Annotated in this window: 12 protein-coding genes; 4 read left to right on the top strand and 8 right to left on the bottom strand. The window is 54.3% G+C overall.

Going from position 1 to position 20971, the window contains the following annotated elements; translation table 11 throughout:
• Positions 1-151: 151 nt before the first annotated feature.
• Positions 152-2200: a tetratricopeptide repeat protein gene (locus tag Mal52_RS13045; protein ID WP_145376649.1), complete on the bottom strand. Its 2049-nt coding sequence runs from the start codon at positions 2198-2200 to the stop codon at positions 152-154.
• Between the two features lie 786 nt (positions 2201-2986).
• On the opposite strand from Mal52_RS13045, the gene Mal52_RS13040 reads away from it, so the two are divergent.
• Both Mal52_RS13040 and Mal52_RS13035 read left to right on the top strand, forming a co-directional pair.
• Positions 2987-5155: a WD40 repeat domain-containing protein gene (locus Mal52_RS13040; protein WP_145376648.1), complete on the top strand. Its 2169-nt coding sequence runs from the start codon at positions 2987-2989 to the stop codon at positions 5153-5155.
• Positions 5156-5261: 106 nt separating this feature from the next.
• Positions 5262-8627 (top strand): SUMF1/EgtB/PvdO family nonheme iron enzyme, encoded by a 3366-nt coding sequence (locus tag Mal52_RS13035; RefSeq protein WP_145376647.1) that lies wholly within the window; start codon positions 5262-5264, stop codon positions 8625-8627.
• 12 nt (positions 8628-8639) lie between these two features.
• Here the strand turns inward: Mal52_RS13035 and Mal52_RS13030 are convergent, their stop codons facing one another.
• Positions 8640-10406, bottom strand: coding sequence for an ArnT family glycosyltransferase (locus tag Mal52_RS13030; RefSeq protein WP_197534871.1), 1767 nt, complete (start codon positions 10404-10406; stop codon positions 8640-8642).
• 119 nt (positions 10407-10525) lie between these two features.
• Positions 10526-11350: an endonuclease/exonuclease/phosphatase family protein gene (locus tag Mal52_RS13025; RefSeq protein ID WP_145376645.1), complete on the bottom strand. Its 825-nt coding sequence runs from the start codon at positions 11348-11350 to the stop codon at positions 10526-10528.
• A gap of 436 nt (positions 11351-11786) precedes the next feature.
• On the opposite strand from Mal52_RS13025, the gene Mal52_RS13020 reads away from it, so the two are divergent.
• Positions 11787-12197 carry a cupin domain-containing protein gene (locus Mal52_RS13020; RefSeq protein ID WP_145425392.1) on the top strand — a complete coding sequence of 137 codons (411 nt, stop codon included), beginning with the start codon at positions 11787-11789 and terminating at the stop codon, positions 12195-12197.
• A 199-nt stretch (positions 12198-12396) separates the two neighbouring features.
• Here Mal52_RS13020 and Mal52_RS13015 read toward each other — a convergent pair whose 3' ends face one another.
• On the bottom strand, positions 12397-13143 hold the full coding sequence (locus tag Mal52_RS13015) for a PEP-CTERM sorting domain-containing protein (protein ID WP_145376643.1): 747 nt from the start codon (positions 13141-13143) through the stop codon (positions 12397-12399).
• A 1088-nt stretch (positions 13144-14231) separates the two neighbouring features.
• Between Mal52_RS13015 and Mal52_RS13010 the strand changes: the two genes are divergently transcribed.
• Positions 14232-15782, top strand: coding sequence for a 2-isopropylmalate synthase (locus tag Mal52_RS13010; RefSeq protein ID WP_145376642.1), 1551 nt, complete (start codon positions 14232-14234; stop codon positions 15780-15782).
• A 187-nt stretch (positions 15783-15969) separates the two neighbouring features.
• Here the strand turns inward: Mal52_RS13010 and Mal52_RS13005 are convergent, their stop codons facing one another.
• From Mal52_RS13005 to Mal52_RS12990, 4 genes are all read right to left on the bottom strand, one after another.
• Entirely contained in the window at positions 15970-16641 is a 672-nt protein-coding gene (locus tag Mal52_RS13005) for a DUF1559 family PulG-like putative transporter (protein ID WP_145376641.1), read from the bottom strand.
• 16 nt (positions 16642-16657) lie between these two features.
• Positions 16658-17458, bottom strand: a complete 801-nt coding sequence (locus tag Mal52_RS13000; RefSeq protein ID WP_145376640.1) for an enoyl-ACP reductase FabI — start codon at positions 17456-17458, stop codon at positions 16658-16660.
• Positions 17459-17597: 139 nt separating this feature from the next.
• Positions 17598-18734, bottom strand: coding sequence for a WD40 repeat domain-containing protein (locus Mal52_RS12995; RefSeq protein WP_145376639.1), 1137 nt, complete (start codon positions 18732-18734; stop codon positions 17598-17600).
• 160 nt (positions 18735-18894) lie between these two features.
• Positions 18895-20766, bottom strand: coding sequence for a GTPase domain-containing protein (locus Mal52_RS12990; RefSeq protein ID WP_145376638.1), 1872 nt, complete (start codon positions 20764-20766; stop codon positions 18895-18897).
• Positions 20767-20971 lie beyond the last annotated feature (205 nt).

The following is a 20971-nucleotide window of genomic DNA, read 5'->3' as shown; positions in this document are numbered from 1 at the left end:
TGGATGTTTTTATCCAGTCGCTTTGACGTCAGATTCCAGACGGCTGTCGGTGTGGAATTGCTTGATTTCTGGATGTCGGCAACAGCACAAAGATTCCACTTTTTACATGGTTACTACGCTTGCCATCATCTCTATCACATTCAAGCAGCAACTAGGGATTCGCTGATTGGCTTTTTTGCACTTTTTGCTGGAGCCGATCTCGGCGTTTCTGATCCCACGGCGTGAGCTGACTGTTGATTTCTTGCAACAATTCGAGATGCTGCTGGCTCTTTTTCTGATTGCCGAGACGCTCATACAATTTGACGGTGATGTCGCGAAGTTCTAATTGTGTCGGGTCGAGTTGCAATCCTTGCTCGGCCGCCGCCGCAGCAGCACGCAGGTCGCCGGAGGCAGCCAGCATTCGCACATAGGGGGAAAACATCGTTCCATCCCATTTATTAACCTTCAAATAGCGTCCGTAGCTGGCTAGGCCCAGTTCGATCGCACGGGTTCGAAATCCGACTAAACCTAGATTTTTGAGGCTCATTTCGTCCTGTGGGTCGAGTCGCAACGCTGCTTCAAAATAACTTTTGGCTTGGGCATGTTTTCCAATCAGTTCGTACAAGTATCCCAGCAAATGCAACACGTCAACGTCGTTGCGATCGTGTGCCAAAACGGACTCCAGCGCGGTAATGGCTTGGCCCATGAGTGGTTGGTTCATTTCTTCGATCGCTTGATCGCTCAAGGCAATGGCTCGGGCGCGCTGGATTTCCCACTCCGGCAAGCGCTGTTCACTCTCCCCAAAGATCGACCAGACCTCTCCGCGCGTTGACGGTTGCGATTCTGTCTGGAGGCTGCTGGGATTCCGCAAAATGCGATGATCCGATTGCGATGTGTGGGGGACATTCGACCCGACCGAGGGCATGTGGCAATGGACGCACGAATTGAGCGCGGGCGGCATTTCGCGTTCTTCGAGCGGTACCGAGCAACCATGTTCAGAATGACACTTGTTGCAGCGCTCACGGTAGAAAGCAGCGCGCTGGTCCGGTTTGGGAGATCGATGCGGGTCGTGACAAGTCGTGCAACTCATGGCGCCGTCGGAACCAACAAAGCACGCACTGGAGTGCATTTGCTCGACGTGACTCGAAAACTGAGCGGTCCCATCTTTCTCAAACGGCGCGGGGGGAACAAAGGTCGTCCAAACATCATCAGTTGCCATTCCGGGGCGAAAATCGTGAAAGGACTTGCCTTTCCGCAAGATCCGACGCTTGCCTTTCATGTGGCATTGGTAGCAGACACTATCCTTAAGTCCCCGGTCGAGGTGGGCCGGATTGACAATCAGCATCTTATCAGCGGTCTCACTGTCGGCATCCCAATCCTCAGCTTCATACTTTTCAACGTGCCGCTTTCCTGGTCCGTGACAGCGCTCGCAACCGATCCCGAGTTCTTGAAAAGGCGGATCGCCGAAACGGTTCGAGGTACCGTCACCGAGGGGATTGACATGGCCCGAGTGACACTGGACACAACCGTCGATCACACGCCGGTTGAAGCGTTGACGCGGGTTATTGTGGTATCCAGGTGAGAGGTCCCATTTCTGTTTATCGGTGTACCAGGTGACGGGGGACTCAAACAGAAGCCCACCGCGATCAATCAGATACGATCGGGCGTTCTCACCCGAACCAATGGCGTAATGCACGTCAACGGGTTGCTCGTAGACAATGTTGCCATCCGCATCAGTCATATACTCGGTGTGCACCACCCGGTCGCCGTCGCGTTCGACGCGATAACGACGTCCATGGGTTGCGAATTCGACCCTGTTATCCTCCAAAACTTCAATCGACGTCGCATCCGCGACAGTAGCCAGCGTGTTTGCCATCGGGTGTTCCGCAAATGCTTCGGCAATTTCCAGGTGGCAATCGGCGCAGACTTGGCTACCGACGAATTCACTCGACTGCCAGTCATGCACCGGCGCTGCGGTTGGGAGATTCGGCGAATCGCCGGTCTGTGCATCACCGGTGACTGCAGCGGGATTCGGGGAATCGTCAACCTGCTCGGCAGGTGGAGGGAACGGATCTGCGGGGACCGCCAAAAAGTAGACCGCAGTGCCGGCTGCCAAAAAGGCAATCACCAGAATCGCAACAAAACGGAGTACCAAATGTTGCTTGTCGCGTTGCTTGGTGGATTGGCTTTGAGAGCGATTAGATTTGCGTGGAGCAGTCATCAAGGGCGCCCGGTCAGTTGTGCAGCGAAGCAGAGGTGCGGCGTCGCAGATTTACAATTCATGAAGTGATAGAAACCCATTGCAGTCGTGGCAACCGTTGATGGCATGGACGCGCTTCCCCAAGACCAACACGACTTTATTTCATCAAAAACGGCTGACCTAAATCGTATCCCAATCGGCAGTGGGGCACAACACATTGCCTTTGCGCATTGTGTTTATAGCGTAGCGTCTGGCCGTTTTCGTCAACGCTGCCGCAATTACGAAAGATAACCGTTAAAAATCACCATCGACGCACAGACTCGGGACACTGAGGTGATCCCGGTAAGCCACAGAGAGAATGGCAGGCCTTGATCGCTGCAGACGCGAATTTAAAAACTCCGCTTGTTTTCAAGGAATTCCGATGGTACCGTTTTCAGTAAGTCTCCTTGTCGTGTTGTCCAGCGTTAGTCACTTCGATTTTGTGACCACACCACATGACAAGTTTGCTCTGATTCGTGTATCTCGTCTAGCGTTCCTTTAATTTTCACGGCTCTCATTTTCTGCCATTGCGTCGGGTGCTCCTTTCTGCATTTTCCATTTCGATGCAACACATTGAACGGCGGTCTCTCCCACAAGTTGCGTGCGCTGAGTGCATGAAGGCCGCCATGCTCTCTGTTTTCGATGATTCATGCTCCCGTCGAGCACCTCGGGCAATCGCTGGGGTTCAGCCATGAGATTGCAAACCACCTAGAATGGCCGGATTAGCTAAACAGGCCATTCACATAGTCATAGCAGGAGAATCCTAGGATGTATGAACGTGTTGGCCGCATGTGCTTTCGGGCGACGCTGAAATTGATGATTGTCCTGTCCGCCCTATGTTGGAGTCATCCAGCAATCGCTGCTGACAAAGATGGTTCTGCCGGACAGGACACATCGGATCCATCCCGGGAGGTCTGGAAACCAGGCGCTGCCGAAAATGCCCTGCCAGGATTCATCCCCTATCCGGCTGAACTGCCGGGTGTCGGCCGCTGGCAAGTGATGCGTCAGGTTCCGCTGTGCGATATCTTTTGCCTTGCCTACAGCCCCGACGACAAGCAATTTGTCCACACCGACGGGCAATATGTGCGAATCTGTGATACGGCGACGCAAGAAGTCCAGATCATGATGGTCGGCCACACTGCGTCAGTCAGAGCGGTCGCCTGGAGCCCCCAGGGCAATCTGGTTGCCTCAGCCGGTGCCGACAAGACGATCCGTCTGTGGAATACAGATGGAACTCTGGCACGCGTGCTTGAGGGGCACGAAGGACAAATCAACTCGGTCTGCTTCAGTCCAGATGGCGAACAAATTGCGTCGGCATCACACGATGGCACAGTACGTCTCTGGAATGTCGACGGCACGCCGGGACCGATTTTCGATGATCATCAAGGCCCCGTGCGGATGGTGGATTGGAATCCCGATGGGGAATTGCTTGTCTCAGGCGGCGACGACAAGATGGCCCGCATCTGGTCAAGCGACGGGACGAGCGGCCCTGTCTGCGAAGGTCATTTTGGTCCCGTAATGACAGTGGCCTGGAGCCCGGACGGAACGCAATTCGCGTCGGGATCGATCGGTTCCATTCCGCTTGAGGCCGATGTGGACCGCGTTGCAACGGTCCGTTTTTGGAGTGCCGATGGAACACCCGGAGCAATCTGCCGTGGGTACAACCGACCGATCACTGACATCGCCTGGAGTTCAAATAACAACATGGTGGTCGTCACGGCGGAAGACCGCACCATGCGATTTTGGAATACGAATGGAAACGAACTCATTTCCATGCAAAACATCTTCGGTGTCTCTATCGATTGGAGCAGCAACGGACGTTTGATCGCAGTCACCGGTCGCAATCGAGTTCAGATCATCCCGATCGAACAAATCAGGGCCAGCCGCCCGGAGGTCAAGCCGCTGCACTATTTCGAAGCGGTCGCCTGGAGTCCCGATGGAGAGTTGATCGCCGCAATTGGGCTCGATAACAAAATTCGCATTTGGCATGCCGACGGCCGCTTTGCGCGCGTCATTGAAGAAAAAGAACTCAAGATCAACAAGGTCGTGTGGAGTCCCGATGGGAAGATGTTGGTTGCGGCGGGAGACGATTGCTTAGGCAAGTTCTGGTCGCGCGACGGCACTCCGGGACCGGATGTCGCCGATCACAATAGCTATTGCAACGGCATCCGCTGGAGTCCCGACGGCAAGTGGATTGCCACCGTAGACTCATACGATCGCGCGATTCTCCTCTGGAGCCCTGACGGAGAAGCGGGCCCGGTGCTCGAAGGTTTAGCCTCGGGAACCAATTCGATCACGTGGAGTCCCGACAGTACTCAGTTGGCCTCGGGCGGAAGCGACGGGAGCTTGACGATTTGGGACACAGTCAACGGCGCATTCGTAGATATGTATGAAGGAAAAAACGAAGAGGTCGACTCGGTCGCTTGGAGCCCCAACGGTAACACTTTGGCGGCGGCCGGGAACAACGGCATCTGGACGCTGTGGAGTCCAACCGGCGAACAAATCTCCCAGCAGCACGGCCATGTCGATTCCATAATGGGAATGGAATTCAGTCCTGATGGAAAATATCTTGCATCTGCCGGCTGGGACCATACGGTACGGCTTTGGTTACCCGACGGCAAGCTGCACCATCAGTTTCAAGGACATACGGCGCCGGCGTATGAGGTTTCCTGGAGTCCCGATTCCCAGAAGCTGGTTTCCTGCGGACGGGACGGAACGGTTCGGGTCTGGGACATCAAATCTGGAAAAGCAGATTGGACGGTTCTGTTTCTCGCCAAGGATACCATGATCACACTAAATTCCGCCGGGCAGGTAATCGCCGGCGATGAAGACGCGGTGGAGGAGGGCCTGAGGTATCTTGTGGAAAAACCGGACGGCGCCACGGAATTCATCCGCTACAGTGAATTCCTGCAGCGTGTCCGGGATGGCCAAAAGTAATAGGCAGAAATAATTGCACACCCCCAACTGGTGTGTGTCGTTCAACCCGAAATTGGAATTTCCAAATTCGGTATTATAAAAATGAGTTTTAGATATCGGTGGCAAGATGCGTCCTGGCAGTTTGCTCCGGAAGGATGCCACAGGCGGCTTGCTCGCCAGTGCAATCCGTGTGACCGGCAACAAAACTGCTGGACCTGAAATAACGCACAGTCTCAGAGGAAAAAGCGCCATGTTGTGGGATAAGTCATTCCGTTTGTTGAGGAAATTTTCCTCTCGCCTGGTCGATTCATGCAGTTGCGGCATCGGAGCAATCCTGCTGTGTGCACTGCTCGTCGGCTTCGGTCCTCTTTCCGAACGGCAAGCGCGCGCACAAGAAAAACCCGCGCCACAAGCGAAGGATGCTCCCCCAAATCTCAAAAAGATCAAAAACTCGATCGGCATGGAATTGGTAAAGATCCCCGCAGGGAAATTCCTGATGGGTTCCCCTGAAGACGAAGAAGGGCACGAGGGGGGCGAGTTTCAGCGGGAGAGAACGATCAAAACGCCATTTTATCTTGGCGTCTATGAGGTCACACAGGAACAATACGAAGCGGTGATGAACAAGAATCCCTGGGAGGACAAAGGACCAAATTTGCCAGCGGGGAGTATGTCATGGTGGGAGGCTATGCGCTTTTGCCGCAAGCTCAGCGAGAAGGAGTCCGAGACCTACCGTTTGCCCACGGAAGCGGAATGGGAATATGCCTGCCGGGCCGGCACCACAACGGCGTTTCACTTCGGTGACAAAGCTGTCTATAAAAACGCCAATTTCCACCCCGCCTATCCGTATCCCTTTTTGGAGGAGAGCGTCTCCAAGGATGATTTTGGTCTCCCGGGAGTGCTCCTCCAGCCAGTTGGAGCGTACAAACCCAATGCATTTGGACTGTACGATATGCACGGCAACGTTTCCGAATGGTGCCTCGATCGATTAGACCACCGCTCGGACCTGTTCATTCTTCGCGGCGGCAATGGTAGAAACGGCGCCATGTACTGTCGTTCCGCGTACCGGTATGCGCACAACGTCGGCTGGCAATGGACCGGTTTTCGCGTCGTCAGAACTGTTGAGCCGGAACCGGGGGAAATCGACATCCCCATCACGCATGCAATCGATCAAGCCGACCGTTACGAGACGGATGAGATGCTTGTCAAAATCAAAGAGGCGTTCGCCAAACCGGCAACTTCCCTCTTGCCGCCGGTCGTGATCTTTCCCGCCGTCGACGCTGAGCGACATGTACGCGTTGACGGTGTGGGACTCAGCCTCGTGACAAACTATGCAGTCGCTTACACCCCCCAACGGCGGATGGAGATTAGCTTGCCCGAAGTCCGATCCCGCCTTCTAAACGCCGGCCTCTTCAAACCAGAAACCGAGATCGATGACGAGTCGATCAAAATCTGTCTCGCGGCCATCGGCGCTCAATATTATGTCTTGCCGCAAGTCGTAGAAGAAAACGACAAGCTCAAGCTAACCTTTGCGGTGCGCACCCTCGACGATGCTGAAGTCGAAACGTCCACCCCGCAGATATTTGAAAAGGACCAACTGAATCTGATTCCGGGGACAATCGCTCGCGGCGTGTTGGAACAGATCGGCGCCGAACTGAGCGAAGCGGAAATCGCCCACATTTCGAAACCGAAGGTTCTCAGATCCAAAGATCTTCAACAACTCAGTCATATCGCCTGGACAATGACGTTCGGCAATGACAACCGGGATCTGCTTCTCGTTGTGCTGCGTAATCCGCTGTGCCTACCTGCCTGGGAGTTGTTTGTCTTTAATAGTAACCCAGCCAAGAAAGCTTTTGACCGCTATAGAAAAGTAAAAAAACGATTGCTCTGCGACCGGCTGCAAATCTGCTCCGGGGTGCGCAAGACGGCTTCAGACGATGAAATTCTGGCGTTGCTTGAAATGGCTCCGCAATTTCACGGCGACTCTTATTACTACGCCGCACTAGCCATTCTCGCTAAGAATATGTCCGAACCGGAACTGGTCAGACAGATCCTTGAAGAATGGAGCGATGAGGACCCCGGCTATTCCGGTTGTCTCCAGCGCGGCCTGCTATTCTATTCCTGGGCCAATTCTGATGAAGAAACTGGAGATATCGTTCCGCCTGAAGAACGTCTCGAATTGGCGCAGCAAGAGCTGGAACAAGCCATCGAAATCAACCCGCAAGACTGGGAAGCCCGTTCCCAGATGATCAAAGTCGCAATGGACATGGAGATGCCGCTGGAAATTATTGACGAGCACTTTCAAGCCGCCATCAAATCACGTCCGCGTTCTCGGCAAGCCTATTCCACGATGTTTGAGGTCCTCCAAAATCGCTGGAACAACAGTCGCGAGGAAGAAGCCCATGAGGACCTATTAATCTTTGCCGGGCAGTGTGTTCGAACTGGATATTTCGAAGAGGGAATCCCTGATTTGAGTATGGATTTCATCCGGAACACCATCGAAATCCCCGGCGACCGCGCCATCGTGCGAACCTCCTCACGCGATCCGGAATTATGGGCGATCGTGTCGGATTACTACCAAGGTATACAATCCATAACCAAGAGCCCCGGAGTAGACTATTCCGCTAAGAAACGATACGCACGGAACCTATTTGCCAAATATGGAGCCTACGGGAGTCATTTTGACAAGGTCGCCGACACATTTCGTCAATTGGAAAAGGAAGGCCCCGACCCGTTAGTCTTCTGGGACGGTTTCACCTACCCGTTTCTTCGTGATCTTGTCTTCTCACAAGAGGAATCGGGACAAACACAAAATATCGCCGCCATGCGTGCCGCTTTAGATGTCGGTAACTTCGACGCGGCAGCCAGTTGGCTGAATAAAGTGAAGGCGGACAACGATGCCGACAAAAAACTCATCAAACGCAGCCAGCTCGCTATCGAATTGGGCCGACAACTTCGCGCCAATGGATCTCTCGATTTATCGGCCGCGACCATGTTTCAACTGTTCGACGGCATTGACGACGCATGGAAGGTCGATGGCGACGCACTCGTTTGTCACCTGCCCGCCCAAAAATCTTCCCTCATCCTGCTTCCCTTTGGTATTGAGAACGTGGAAGTGACGGGAACGATCCGTTGGCAGGATCTGCCCAAGAAAGTGCATATCCATTCACATACCCGCGCGCTGCGAGACAACGTCTCCCTGCAATATGATTTACAGAATATTCAGTACAAATGGGTCGGACTGCACCGTGGAAATAATCGCAAACGTTTTAGGACTGCCGATAATTTCCAAGGCGATGAGGTGAACTTTCGCATGACCTTGGGAGCCAATTCCTTGGGAAGCAAAGAAGATACCTTTTCTCCAGCAACCGATATTGAGTGGTCAGCTCCTGTGATAGAACACGCACTTTCCGGATTTGGCTTTCAAGTCGATGCCGCGGATGGAAATGCCTCAACGGTCCGCTTCACGGATGTGCGAATTAAAATGATCGACTGACCCCGCAACCGTTCACCTGAGCACCGGACCTTCATCGCGATACATCGCCTGCATGGGCGAGATGCGAACCTTCTCGGCGCTGACGCCGCGCGACTGCTGGTGATACGTCAACCGAAACAACGTCAAGCGGTCCGCCGCCGATGTCTCGCGGCCGGTCTGCGGACTTTGCATCACTTCCCGGGTCGTGCCGATTTCATCAAGCGTCTCTCGTCTGTTGGCTCGCGTTAGCACAAATACGCTCGGATTCTCGATCCGGTCATCCAAGGCAAAACTCAAATTGTGCAACGGCACGGCATTGTCGTCGAGATAAAACAGCAGCATGAACCCCCGCAAAGCTTCGACATTCAAGTCGACAAGAATCTGTTCGTCGGCGGGAATCTGTGTACGGACATCAGTCAGAAATTGCGTGTCAATGCGGTGCGTGTCGACATATTTCGCAGCCACCACATGTCCAAAGCTGTAGGCCAGCGCCATCGTCATAAACAACGCCGTCGCAGCACGTGTAGCGGACAAATGCATGATGGCCCACGACAGCAAGACAATCAGAAACGGACAAGCCACCATCACCGGCAGGTACACGTTGCTGCCACCAGGAATGCGGTCGCGCAATAACCAAATCGCCACCAAGATCGGCAAGGCCGTGGTCCCCAAACTCCAAAACGGATTATGTATCGACTTGGGCCACGCCAACATCGCTTCACGGACCTTATACAGTCCCACCGCAGCCAAAATCGACCAGGGGGCGATCGCATGCAAAAGGTAATGATGGTGTTTGCCTTGTGCCAACGAGAAAACGGCCGGCACAAAAAGCGCCCAACACCACAAAAACCGTTCAGCGGAATACCGCGTCCGTATCGCCGCATCGCGAGTGGCCCACATGCCGAATGGTATCACCAACGTCCACGGGGCAAGTATCCACAGCAGATTGACCGGATAATACCACCACGGTTCGGCGCTGGCTTGATAACTCCCATCAAGTCGCCCCCCGAGATCAAATCGCCAGACGTCGACGACGTCGGGATACCGCAAATAAGCGGCAACGGGCCAAGCCAGCATCACAACCGCGAATGCCAACCAACCCCAAAACCAAAGGTAACGACGAATACGGCCCAAGTCCGCGTTCCACAGCAAATAAGCCGCCATCGGAATCACCGCCATGGCGGTTCCAAAGATGAGTCCTTTTGCAAGATTGGTCATCCCCAACGCGATAAACAGGGCGAGAACCGCCGGCTGCCGCCCGCCAAAAAAACCGCATGGTTCACGGACTTCGGCTGCTGGATCGGCATCAGCAAATTCTAATTTCACGAACAACGCGACCGCTGCAGTGACCAATCCGCACAAATAAATCTCGTCTTCAGCCAGCCAGGCATAGCGCAGGAATTGGCAAGTGGTCGCCATAACAAATCCACTCAACAGCCCCAGCCCTCGTCCAAAAAACAGTGTGGCCATCCAGGCCACCATCAACACGACCGCCGTTGCCACCAACGTCGGTCCCAGCCGGACGATCGCCACCGTATCGCAGCGACCAAACAGCGATGCAACTGCTACGGTCGCCCATTGCGGCAACGGAGGGCTTTCCATCCAAGGCGCGCCGCCCCGTTTCGGAACCACCCAGTCGCCATCGGCGTACATTTCACGTGCGCTTTGCGGCAAGACGCTCTCATGGATGCTCAACCCTCGCCCACTGACCATTGCCAGCCCAAACAGGACCAAACAATAGACCGTCAGCAGTAGATAATCTCGACGTCCTAATCGAGCAGTTCGATCCCAGGTGCCCATCCCAAACTCCATTTCATAAAATCTACCAACGCGATTCCTTCGCGCGGTTAATGTTTTTCTCGCGTTGCGCCCGCTTGTCTTGCCTGGCCGCGCGACGGACTTGGGGCGACGCTCTTCGGCTAGTTGAGCAATTGCAACTCAGTCTGCACAACCGCATGATCCGAAGCCTCATTGTCAACAACGGCTGCGGAGACCGTCCGAAAACCTTTCATAATCACCCAATCGCGGCCGCGACCCGGTGTGGCCGCCAGTGCACTGCGAATACCCGGCGTTGCCATCAAGTCCCGCATCCGAGGATCCGTGGCCTTGACGTTCAGATCACCCAAAAGGAGGGCGGGCGTTTTGAGTGAAAGAAATAGATTCGTGACGGCCGACAATTGTTGATCCCGGTCTTCGGCAAGATCAACGTGAGCGATGAGCAATTGAACGGTTTTGTCTTCCAGACGAAAACTGGTCAAGAGGGCGTTGCGATATGCGCGACCGGACATCGCCAAGGGGATTTGGTGCATCTGCGATAACTCGACGTTGGTGAGCAATCCGTTGCCAAAATCGTTGCGGCCCCAACGCCATTCCGTGGGAGCAAACACAGCTGACATGCCCAGTATGTCACCCAGCTCATATGCTTGATTCGATCCGTAACTGCCGCGGACTTCATGCAATGACACGATGTCCAAGTCATGGATGCACTGAGCGATTCGTCCGACGTCCCGCTTGCCGTCTCTTCCCTTACAACCATGAATGTTAAAGACGCCGATTCGTATCGTGTCCCTCTGATGAGACGAAAATTGAGGCGGCGTGCTGAGTTTCAATGGTTGAGTAAAATTCGCAGGTTGACGCCACGATCCATACCAAGCAATTGCCGCCACCACAACAATCAGGCCCCCCACCCAATACAGCGGGCGGCGTGGTTTTACCCCCTTGCCTTGCATGTTCGATTGTGACACCGTTTCTCCAAATCACTGCGTGCGTTAATCTTGGGGCCTCGGCATATCTTGGATCGGCGGCAAGATAAGATAGTGTGCGAATCCGTTCAATACCGGTCCTGTTAAACCTTGATGAAGATGGACAATGAGCCCGGCAAACATCTCGAAACGGCTCTCAAAACAGAGATCGCCACTGATCGGCTCGACAAAACAGTGCCAAGCAACCAGAAGCCGCCTGACACACTGCCAGCCCCAATCCTTGCGATTCAGCCATGAATCCAGAGCGAGGTATACGATCGAATCACCTCGGCAAGGAAACCGAGTGTCCAGTACTACAATAGGCCCGAAATTGCGGCGCGATTGCCAACTCTTCACTCCACGCAGCTGTTGTTGATACAATCCAGATATGAGGTGCAGGAACGCCAATCCATCACCCTTAACTTGGGAGCACGACCCCATGCAGCCTGCTCAACCCGGTGAACGAGTACAGATTCGTCCCGCGAAATTACCCGACAGTCATTCCACGACTCTGGTCAAAACCGAGAAGCTACACATCCTGCGGCTAGTCGTCAGCGCCGGCAAGGAAATACCGCAGCATTCCGCACCAGGCGAGTTGATCGTGCAATGCCTGGAAGGGCGTATCGCCTTTTCATGCCTGGAGCGGAGCCAGGAACTTGCGGGCGGGGATTTACTCTACGTGCCAGATTCAGAACCACATTCATTGACCGGTCTCGAAGACAGCGTACTTCTCTTAACGATATTTCTTACGCCCCGCGAGAAGGGGGAAGTGAGCGAGGTTGACGAAACCTCCATGGAATCGTTTCCTGCCAGTGATCCTCCATCGTGGACGGGTACGACAATATCGTAACCACTGCTTGCTGCGCTGTTCGCCACGATAGATTTGATCAATCAGCTTGCGGCACGAGCAATTCGCCACAAACACAAAAAAAGCCCGGACTACGTTATGTAGTCCGGGCTTGCAAGTCGGCCTATTGGTGCTTCCGGCACCCTCATTATCGGGGAGTCGTTCGATAATGCATCCGTTGTTCGTCGTAGTTCATGGATTGTTATTTGGCCGCACGACGTTGTTGGCGACGGCGGAAGCCGATCAGGCCAACGGCTCCCAGGCCCATCAGCACGAACGATGACGGTTCCGGAACCGGATTGACCGGCGGGGGTTGCGTGGTGAAGCTGATGTTGTCGACACCCACACCGCGATCCAGGCCACCGAAATCCAAGACCGCTTTCACAGCCACGCCGTTGGCGACGACCAGCAGGTTTTCCCAGTTGCCGTCGATCGGTTGATTTTGCAGGTCCGCTGTGAAGGAGGTCATGCCGACGATGTTCGTCATCGCGTCATCGGAGAACAATGTCAACATCGCCGTGGCGGTCGATCCGACATCCTGGGCTCCGCCATCGACGCGGAAGTCGAAGATGTCTAAGCTCAAGTCGGTGATCCCATCGGCGAAGCTGAAGATGTAATCCGAAGCATAGACGTTCGAGCCCGGCGTGTTTTCATCCGTCAGGAAGAACTCACCCGCACGGTTGTCGACGGCTTGATCATTCATGACGCCAGGATTCGTCCCGGTCGTAAACGCGGTGCGCGGCTCACCAACTCCAGCGATGTAGGACAGACCCGTGGGGTTGCCCGTGGCACCGGTCGTGGAAATCGAAACCAAGTTGTCGCCCGTGTCGATCGCTCCATTGACCGATTGCAGATCGGCATAGCCGCTTTCGAAGTCAATAAACCCAGCCTGCGCTTCTAAGCTACAAGCCACCAACACCGCCGCACTCAACATGAAACACTTCTTCATCGAAACTCTCCCCTTGATTTGCCCAAAACAGAAAATGGTGAAACTTCAAACGATGTCCATCCTGCCGGCACAGATAAACAGGCCGACCCGTTTATCAATCGACAAGATCTCACATAGTTCACCAGTCCAATGGTTTAGGAAAAATTGTGCCAATTGAGTGCGTATTCGAGGTTTCATTCGTAACCCATCGGCTGACAACACATTGCGTTCTGAAAACGAATTGTGCGCAGCATGAGCCTCTTGTGGTATTTGTAAAGAGGACGAGTCACTTGCCTTATCAAAAGGTAAAGCCTGCTTAGCGCGCCGATTTTCAGCATCATTCGCACAACCCGTCCAAATAGGCTTTAAAGGTTGACGGGAAATATCGCGCTAACCGTCAGCGACCGATGCAACACGAACAAAGGTGCGATCAGGGACAACGCCCACCATCGCCCTGATTGAACTGTTCTGTGTTATGAGTAGTGCGAATCGGTGTGAGCTTCTTTAGCATGAACGCGAGACGGCGGCTCGATGCTGGCAAAAGATTCATCTTGATTCTGAAGAATGAATCGTGATGACTACCTCCGCTGGTCGACGATTGACATCTTGCATGCCGATCTCAGTCAAAGGCCGCGAACCCGATTAGCCGTTTGCGTGTCCGTTCCGGCGAGTGCTAGAAATGTGACCTCACTTGATTTGTCACCCCCAATTTTTGCCGACTTCACAGAAAACCCTTGGGAATTCGCGACGTTGTCCAAAAATTCCGTATGACATGTCGAAGTGGACGCTGCCCTAGTCTTGACCACCCGGATCGACGCTTGTACATTGTGATTACGTAGAAAAACTACCTTTTAAGACATTGAGACACATGTTTCGTTTCCTCCTCCTCAACCTTGCTCTTCGACTGTCCTTGCTTACGGAGGGACGGGGTTAGGTTCTATTTCGAGGAATCTTCGCGAATTTGCGACCCTGAGCCCTTATCTCCAAGGCCTCAGGGTTTTTTTGTGGGGCAGGGGAGGTAACCGAACCAAGGGCAACAACCAACCAGTCTTGTTTTTAATTGACGACTTATTTTTCACACGATTACCTTTCCCACGGAGAACATTGGGATGTCCGGCGAACAAATCACCATCTTCGACACCACGCTGCGCGACGGCGAACAGTCCCCCGGCTGTAGCATGAACACCAACGAAAAGCTGGAAGTCGCCGGTGCTCTCGTCGAACTGGGCGTCGATGTGATCGAAGCGGGTTTTCCCATTGCGTCCCCCGGAGATTTTGAAGCCGTGCAATTGATCGCACGTGAATTCGGCAGTCGAACAACAATTTGCGGATTGGCCCGTTGTCGCAACGAAGATATTGATCGGGCGTGGGAGGCGCTGAAGGATGCCGAGCAAACTCGGATCCATGTCTTTTTGGCAACCAGCAGTATCCATCGCGAACACAAGTTGAAGATGGACAAAAGCGAGATCGTCCAGCAGGCGGTCGAATCGGTGAAACGAGCGGCCGGTTACTGCTCCGACGTTGAGTTCTCACCCGAGGATGCTGCGCGGACCGAGTTGGATTTTCTGTGCGAGGTGATCGAAAAAACCATCGACGCCGGCGCGACGACGGTCAATATCCCCGACACGGTCGGCTATGCGACACCCTCGCAGTTCTACAACTGCATCGCTCACCTGAAGAAAAACGTGCCGAACATTCATAAAGCCGTAATCAGCACGCACTGCCACAACGACTTGGGCTTGGCCGTCGCCAACAGCATGGCCGCTGTCGAAGCGGGTGCCCGGCAAGTGGAATGCACGATCAACGGCTTAGGCGAACGGGCCGGCAATGCCGCGCTGGAAGAAATTGTGATGACGCTGCGGACCCGCAGCGACTATTACGGCTGCGACACGCGGATCAACACCAAACGTTTGTTTCCCACCAGCCGGTTGGTTTCGACAATCACCGGCATGCAGGTCCAGCGCAACAAGGCCATCGTCGGGCAAAATGCGTTTGCTCACGAGGCCGGCATCCATCAGCACGGCATGCTGCAGGAACGTACGACCTACGAAATCATGCGGCCGCAAGACGTTGGCTTCTCCGGCACAAATTTGGTGTTGGGAAAACATAGCGGACGCCACGCCTTCCGCGACCACATCATCGCCATGGGCTACAAACTGGATGACGAATACTTCGAGCAAATCTTCGCTGATTTCATTGCCTTGGCGGATAAGAAAAAAGATGTCTACGACGCCGACATCGCTGCTCTGGTCGAAAAACGTATCGGCGACACCGGGGATGCGTGGAAAATGATCAGCCTGCACACCTCCGCCGGGACGGGAAGTATTCCCACAGCGACGATTGAGCTGCAGTACAAAGACCAAGAACCGCAGCGCGACGCCGCCACGGGAGACGGTCCGGTCGATGCCGTCTTCGGCGCGTTGGAACGAATTATCGGCATCTCCGCCCGGCTGCGGGATTACCAAGTCCGCAGTATTTCGGTCGGCAAAGACGCACAAGGCGAGGTAACGGTCGAAATCGAAACCGGCGGCCGCACGTACTTCGGCAAAGGCTTCAGCACCGACATCATCGAAGCGAGTGCAGCGGCGTACTTAAAAGCACTGAACAAAGCCGTCGCCGGAGCAGGCCAACCCACCCCCGCACGCCCCGAAGCGGTGTAAGTCACAGCGGTATCCGGGAGGGCGAAGCTCCTGCTGAGCCGCAAATGACAAGAGACTCACGCCAAGCCGCAAAGGCCGCAAAGAAATGGGGACAAGCCGTTTCCTGATCTTTGCGAGCTTTGCGCCTTGGCGTGAGGTTTTTTGATTCCAAGAACAAGCGGCAGATTTATAGATTCATTGCCGCTTGTCATTCGCTTTCTGTTTCCCCATTGCCAGATGAGAATCTGACCTCCCACTCAAACGGAGCGGAAGTCACACGGCCGTCTTGAAGTGAGACGTGCTGAATTCGCCGATCTTCCGGATTACTCGCATACTCGTCGCGTTCGAGGAGCCGTTTCGCATCGTCAACAGAAAGATCAAGCGGTTGTGTCCACAACACGGCATACGGCGGTCCCGCCCAAACACATTGAACCGGTTGGCCGTCGACGAATAAGACGTTGCCTTTTGCCTCACCGTTCCAGACGCCATCACTTGAAAACACGCCGAGTATTTGGGTCCGGCAGCCGTACGGGTACATTCCGTCAATAAAATCGTCATTGCGGAAGGACCTTGGAATTGCTTTCGCTGCCTCTTCGTTCTCGGTGGCATCCCACGGGAGCGTAACGTCAATGGTCGGTTGCCCATCGAGATACTCGCACATTCTCACACGCCAACTTAACAGCACACGTCCATTGTCATCGAGGAGATCGGTGGGCCATGAGCCATGGGCTTCTGCGTAATTGTGCATCGCCAAGGCAATCATTTTCATCTTGGTTCGCGGCAACGGCCCCTGTGCCCACTTTCTCATCTCGTCAAGTTTATAAAGAGCGAACACGCCTACTGCGACGATTGCACAAGCTAGGATCACATATTTTCTCATCAACGTTCTCCGTCGCTTACGACCCCTCGCGATGTATCAACCCGTCATCAAAATAATTAATCGACATCCCCGCATCGATCACCAATCCTTGTGCGTTGATGCCGGATGAACGCGGGCTCATCAGAAAAGCGACCGTGTTGGCGACCTCCTCGGTGCTGACCGCTTGTTTGCGGAGCGTGGCTTGTTCGGCGTACAGGTAACTGTCGACGTAGCCCGGGATGCCGGCCGAAGCGGAGGTTTTTAACAACCCCGGGCAGACGGCGTTGAAGCGGACGTGCGAGAATTGCGAGAACGACTTTGCTAAAAAGGCGATCGACGAATCGAGCGCCGCTTTAACCGGGGCCATGTAACCGTAATTCTCCGCCGCCATCCGCGTGGTGGAAATCGAAATCGCAGCGACGCTGCCGTTTTCCTTGTCCAGCATTTCGCGGAAAGCGTTGCAGATCGCGATCAGCGAATAGCAGGAAATGTCGATTGCCTGCAGAAAGGCAGGGCGGGGCGTTTCGTGAAACGGCAACCAACCGGCGGAGTAATCGGCGAAGGCGATCGAATGCACGATGCCATGCAGTTGGGGGTGAGCGGCGGCAATGTCGTCGCGCAACTTGTCGATCTGCTCCTGATGTTCGACGTCGCAGACGTAGATGGGAGCCTCACCAACCAGTTTTCGCACCGATTCCTGCCGAGCGGGGGAGCGGACAACATACACAACAGTCGCCCCCGCCTCGGCCAGCACACGCCCGGTATGAAAAGCGACGCTCTTACGATTGGCGACCCCGAAGACGAGAACCGTTTTGCCCTCAAGTTGCAGAAAATCCATTGAAAAACCGTTTCACAAAAATACAAACGCTCCCGAATCCCCCGGCTCAACGGGAGTGCCACAACGCATGCGACAACGTCGCCGCACTGTGACAAATTCGGCGAGAAACGGCAAGCGTCTGCATGGCCGAAGCGGGGTATCAGTTGGGGAAAAATCCATAGCGCCCACTCCAAACTGGATCACCCGATTCAATATCAATTACAGTGACCGTTGCGTCGTCGCAGTAGGCTATTCGTTTATTGTCCGGAGAGAAACTAAGCGATGAGATGCGGCCGAGCATTCCTGTGTTAGTCAATTGCGCTTTACCGGAATCCAAATCCCATATGGTAAATTTGCTTAGCCTACGGGTTTGGCGACCAAGGCGAGTATCCTCTTCAATAGACGGTCCATTTCCGCCACTTGCGAGCATTTTGCCGTCGGGAGATACATCAATGGCAAAAAACTCATCTGACGTCGGACGCAGTACTTGTTGACATTCGCCTATCTCGAAGTCATATACGCGCACACTTTTTCCATCTTCAGGACTGAAAAAGGAACCGGCCAAGTGTTTATTGTCGGGTAAAAACTTCACCGCCAAGAAACCGCCCCCTTCTTCGCTGATTGAGCGGATGCGGCGGCGTGTGCGTATGTCGTATAGATGAGCAACGATACGTTTCTCTTTCTCAAGACTTGTGATAACCAACGTTTTCTCGTCCGGCGATATATCGATGCGGGGGAATCCACGGGGATCAATATCCGCATCGATTGTTGCTATCTTCTTGCCGGTGTTTGTGTTGTAGGCTGATATTTTGTCGCTGAAGAACCACACTGTTTCGCCATTGGTGGTAAGCGCCAAAGAATGAATTTGTCCCCCTAGGCCTGAAAGCTTGTGCAATATGTCTCCGGTGTGAGCATCCCAAAGAATCACGGTCTTGTCGTCACTGCCGGATGATAACATAGTTCCCTCGGCAGCAAAGGCGAGGCCCCGGACCGCTGACTTATGGCTTGTCAGATTCCGTAACAGTTTTCCCGTACTTGCGTCCCAAACTCTCACACCGCCATCGAATGATCCACCCGCCAGTAAACTGCCATCGCTGGAGTACGCGAGGGATGTCACCGAACTGTTAGGCGCGGTCATAGCTTTCAAGGTTTTTGCCGCTTCTGTGGAATCGTCGGCGAACGCAGGCCTTTCCAGAGCGGAAGACATGAACGCAACCAAAATCATCATGCCCATGGACATGTTTCGAAATTGGCCAGCCAAAGAAACGAAGTAACAAGAATCCTTAATTGCAACCATCTTCGGTCTCCTTCCGAACGCTGGTACAGCTCCAAAATCCCTCCTACGAAGAGGCAAACGGTTTGCTGTGAAGACAATAGCTACAGTTTTCAATACTGTGACAATGGGCAGTATGACGGATCATGTTGTGAGAAACATTATCTTCATGTTCTCCATAAATCTAACCCCGCACATCCACCGGTTGCCGTCGCAAGTCCTCAATAATCGCTTGCACGCTGGCAAACAAATCCGAATGCGGCAGGTCGGCGGCGGATTGGAGTTCTTCTTGTAGCGAACCGAGCAGATGCGCACGCAGTAGTTCGGAGAACCAAGTCACCCGCCGGGCGGTGAAACCGGCTTGGAGTTGGCGGAACTTGCTTTCCAGATACCGCAGGCCTTCGGACGTACCACTCACAGCCGCTTCGCCCACCACAACAGCGCCGGTCCCGCCGGCGATGTCTCCCACGATGTGCACGGCGGCTTGTGTCATCGCGTCCCCCATCAAGGGCGAGACTGCTTGGCCGACCGGTAGGCCGCCGGCAAAGAAAAATACGACCGACGTCATCGGCCGGGCTGCGGCGGCAACAGTGTCCAGGCGTTTTAAAAACGCATACATCTGCGGGCTGTCGTCGCGGAAGGTATGCATCTGTGCGGCGACGAGTTGTGACATCTCCTCCGCCAAATCGAGTGCTTTGTATTCAGTCGAGAGAGTCTCCAGCAATGCCTCACGCGATTTTCCCGCCAAGACTTTTTCCAACCGCGGCTGCAGCAGGGCATTGCCGAATTGGCTCAGTTGTGTCAATCCATCGTAAAGACGGCTGATGGCTTCGACGATTGTGTTCCATTCCCGGCGGCGGTATTCCTCCAGCGGATCGGTCGGTTCGCCAGCGATATGATTCCGCGCCCAGCGAAACGGTGCGACGACACCGCGGCCGACGGTGTTGTAAAAATTGTGCACCGCACGGGGAAACCCCTCGCGCTGTTCCCGCCACCAGTCGCGAACGTGATACACCAGCAACGAATTCGGCACAGGCGGCCAGTCGTCGATGCGGGCTAGTTGATTCGACGAAAACAATTCGGCCGCTGATTGAAAGTCGAGACTTTTGAGCCGCACTTCATCCAAATAACCCGGCACGCCCTGTTGCGGGTCCAACAATCGGGACAACGAGGTTTGCAGCGTGTGATATTTGATGTCATCGAAACGAAGTTGAGACAATTCCGCCGAGAGGTCGCGGGCATCGCCAAGGTCGGCCGACGGTTCGTCCGGAACCGGAAATTCGCGAATAAAAAACGGCAACCGCCCGTTTTCCGCCGCTTCGCGGTCGTGCGGGGCCAGATACACGCATTCCGGTTGGATCTCAGTTTCGCGGCAAAACGTGTCCAGCCACAGCGGCCAATACTGTTCGTCGTCGGGGAGTTGGCATTGATTGAAGACAACAATCACCGCCTTGCCTTCGACAGCCGCTTTGCGAAAAAACTGTTTGACGGCGGCGTCATTATATTTTTGTTGCGTCAGCACAGCGATCAACACGTCGGCGCAATGCCGAATGCAATCGGCACGGTGCCAATTGACCTCTGCATCGCTATCGATGTCAGGTGTATCGAGCACCAGCAAATTCTCCGGCAATTCCGGAATCATCCGCCAAAACAACCGGTGTTCGGCCACCTCTTGCAGCGGCGCCGCCGCTTCGGTCCACTCCTTGACAACGAAGCCTTGAAAAATGGCCGAAAGATCATGCCGTTGCGAAAACCCCTTGGGAACCAGGCAAGTGGGATGTTTCGTCCCCGAGGCAAGCGGACTGGTAGCACTGGCGTCGCATCCCGCCAGATGATTGAACACCACACTTTTGCCGATATTGGTCCCGCCGACGACAGCGGCAACGATGTAGGGATCACCAACCAGCTGCGGCATCAACTTGCGGGTCAGCAGTTCGTACCACTCCCGTCCGTCGAGTGGGGGCAACTGCAACAACCGCGTCGACTGCTCCAACTCCACAACGGCGGCATGCAATCGCCGCACTCCCTGTGCACTTTCGGCAAACGGCGTGGCCATATTGGTGTAGGTCTCCGCAATGTTGATACAGGGGCGCCGACGCGCCAATCAACGACGAGTATAGCAGAAGCCGTAAAAATCACAGAAGTTCAGTAAGTGCCGATTTTTTCGCAATTTGCCACGAAATCCACTCAGTGATTCGCTCATCGGCAAGATTCATTGACAGCGCCGGATCGATTCCCTAGATTGTCCGACGCAGCTCACC

The sequence above is a fragment of the Symmachiella dynata genome, assembly GCF_007747995.1.
GTDB lineage: Bacteria > Planctomycetota > Planctomycetia > Planctomycetales > Planctomycetaceae > Symmachiella > Symmachiella dynata.
The sequence above is the reverse complement of the archived record's forward strand: the minus strand, read 5'-3'. Positions and strand labels throughout refer to the sequence as shown.

Coding starts and splice junctions, on each gene's coding strand:
- Mal52_RS13045 (WP_145376649.1), bottom strand. CDS start 2,200: ATGACTGCTCCACGCAAATCTAATCGCTCTCAAAGCCAATCCACCAAG.
- Mal52_RS13040 (WP_145376648.1), top strand. CDS start 2,987: ATGTATGAACGTGTTGGCCGCATGTGCTTTCGGGCGACGCTGAAATTG.
- Mal52_RS13035 (WP_145376647.1), top strand. CDS start 5,262: ATGCGTCCTGGCAGTTTGCTCCGGAAGGATGCCACAGGCGGCTTGCTC.
- Mal52_RS13030 (WP_197534871.1), bottom strand. CDS start 10,406: ATGGGCACCTGGGATCGAACTGCTCGATTAGGACGTCGAGATTATCTA.
- Mal52_RS13020 (WP_145425392.1), top strand. CDS start 11,787: ATGCAGCCTGCTCAACCCGGTGAACGAGTACAGATTCGTCCCGCGAAA.
- Mal52_RS13015 (WP_145376643.1), bottom strand. CDS start 13,143: ATGAAGAAGTGTTTCATGTTGAGTGCGGCGGTGTTGGTGGCTTGTAGC.
- Mal52_RS13010 (WP_145376642.1), top strand. CDS start 14,232: ATGTCCGGCGAACAAATCACCATCTTCGACACCACGCTGCGCGACGGC.
- Mal52_RS13005 (WP_145376641.1), bottom strand. CDS start 16,641: ATGAGAAAATATGTGATCCTAGCTTGTGCAATCGTCGCAGTAGGCGTG.
- Mal52_RS13000 (WP_145376640.1), bottom strand. CDS start 17,458: ATGGATTTTCTGCAACTTGAGGGCAAAACGGTTCTCGTCTTCGGGGTC.
- Mal52_RS12995 (WP_145376639.1), bottom strand. CDS start 18,734: ATGGTTGCAATTAAGGATTCTTGTTACTTCGTTTCTTTGGCTGGCCAA.
- Mal52_RS12990 (WP_145376638.1), bottom strand. CDS start 20,766: ATGGCCACGCCGTTTGCCGAAAGTGCACAGGGAGTGCGGCGATTGCAT.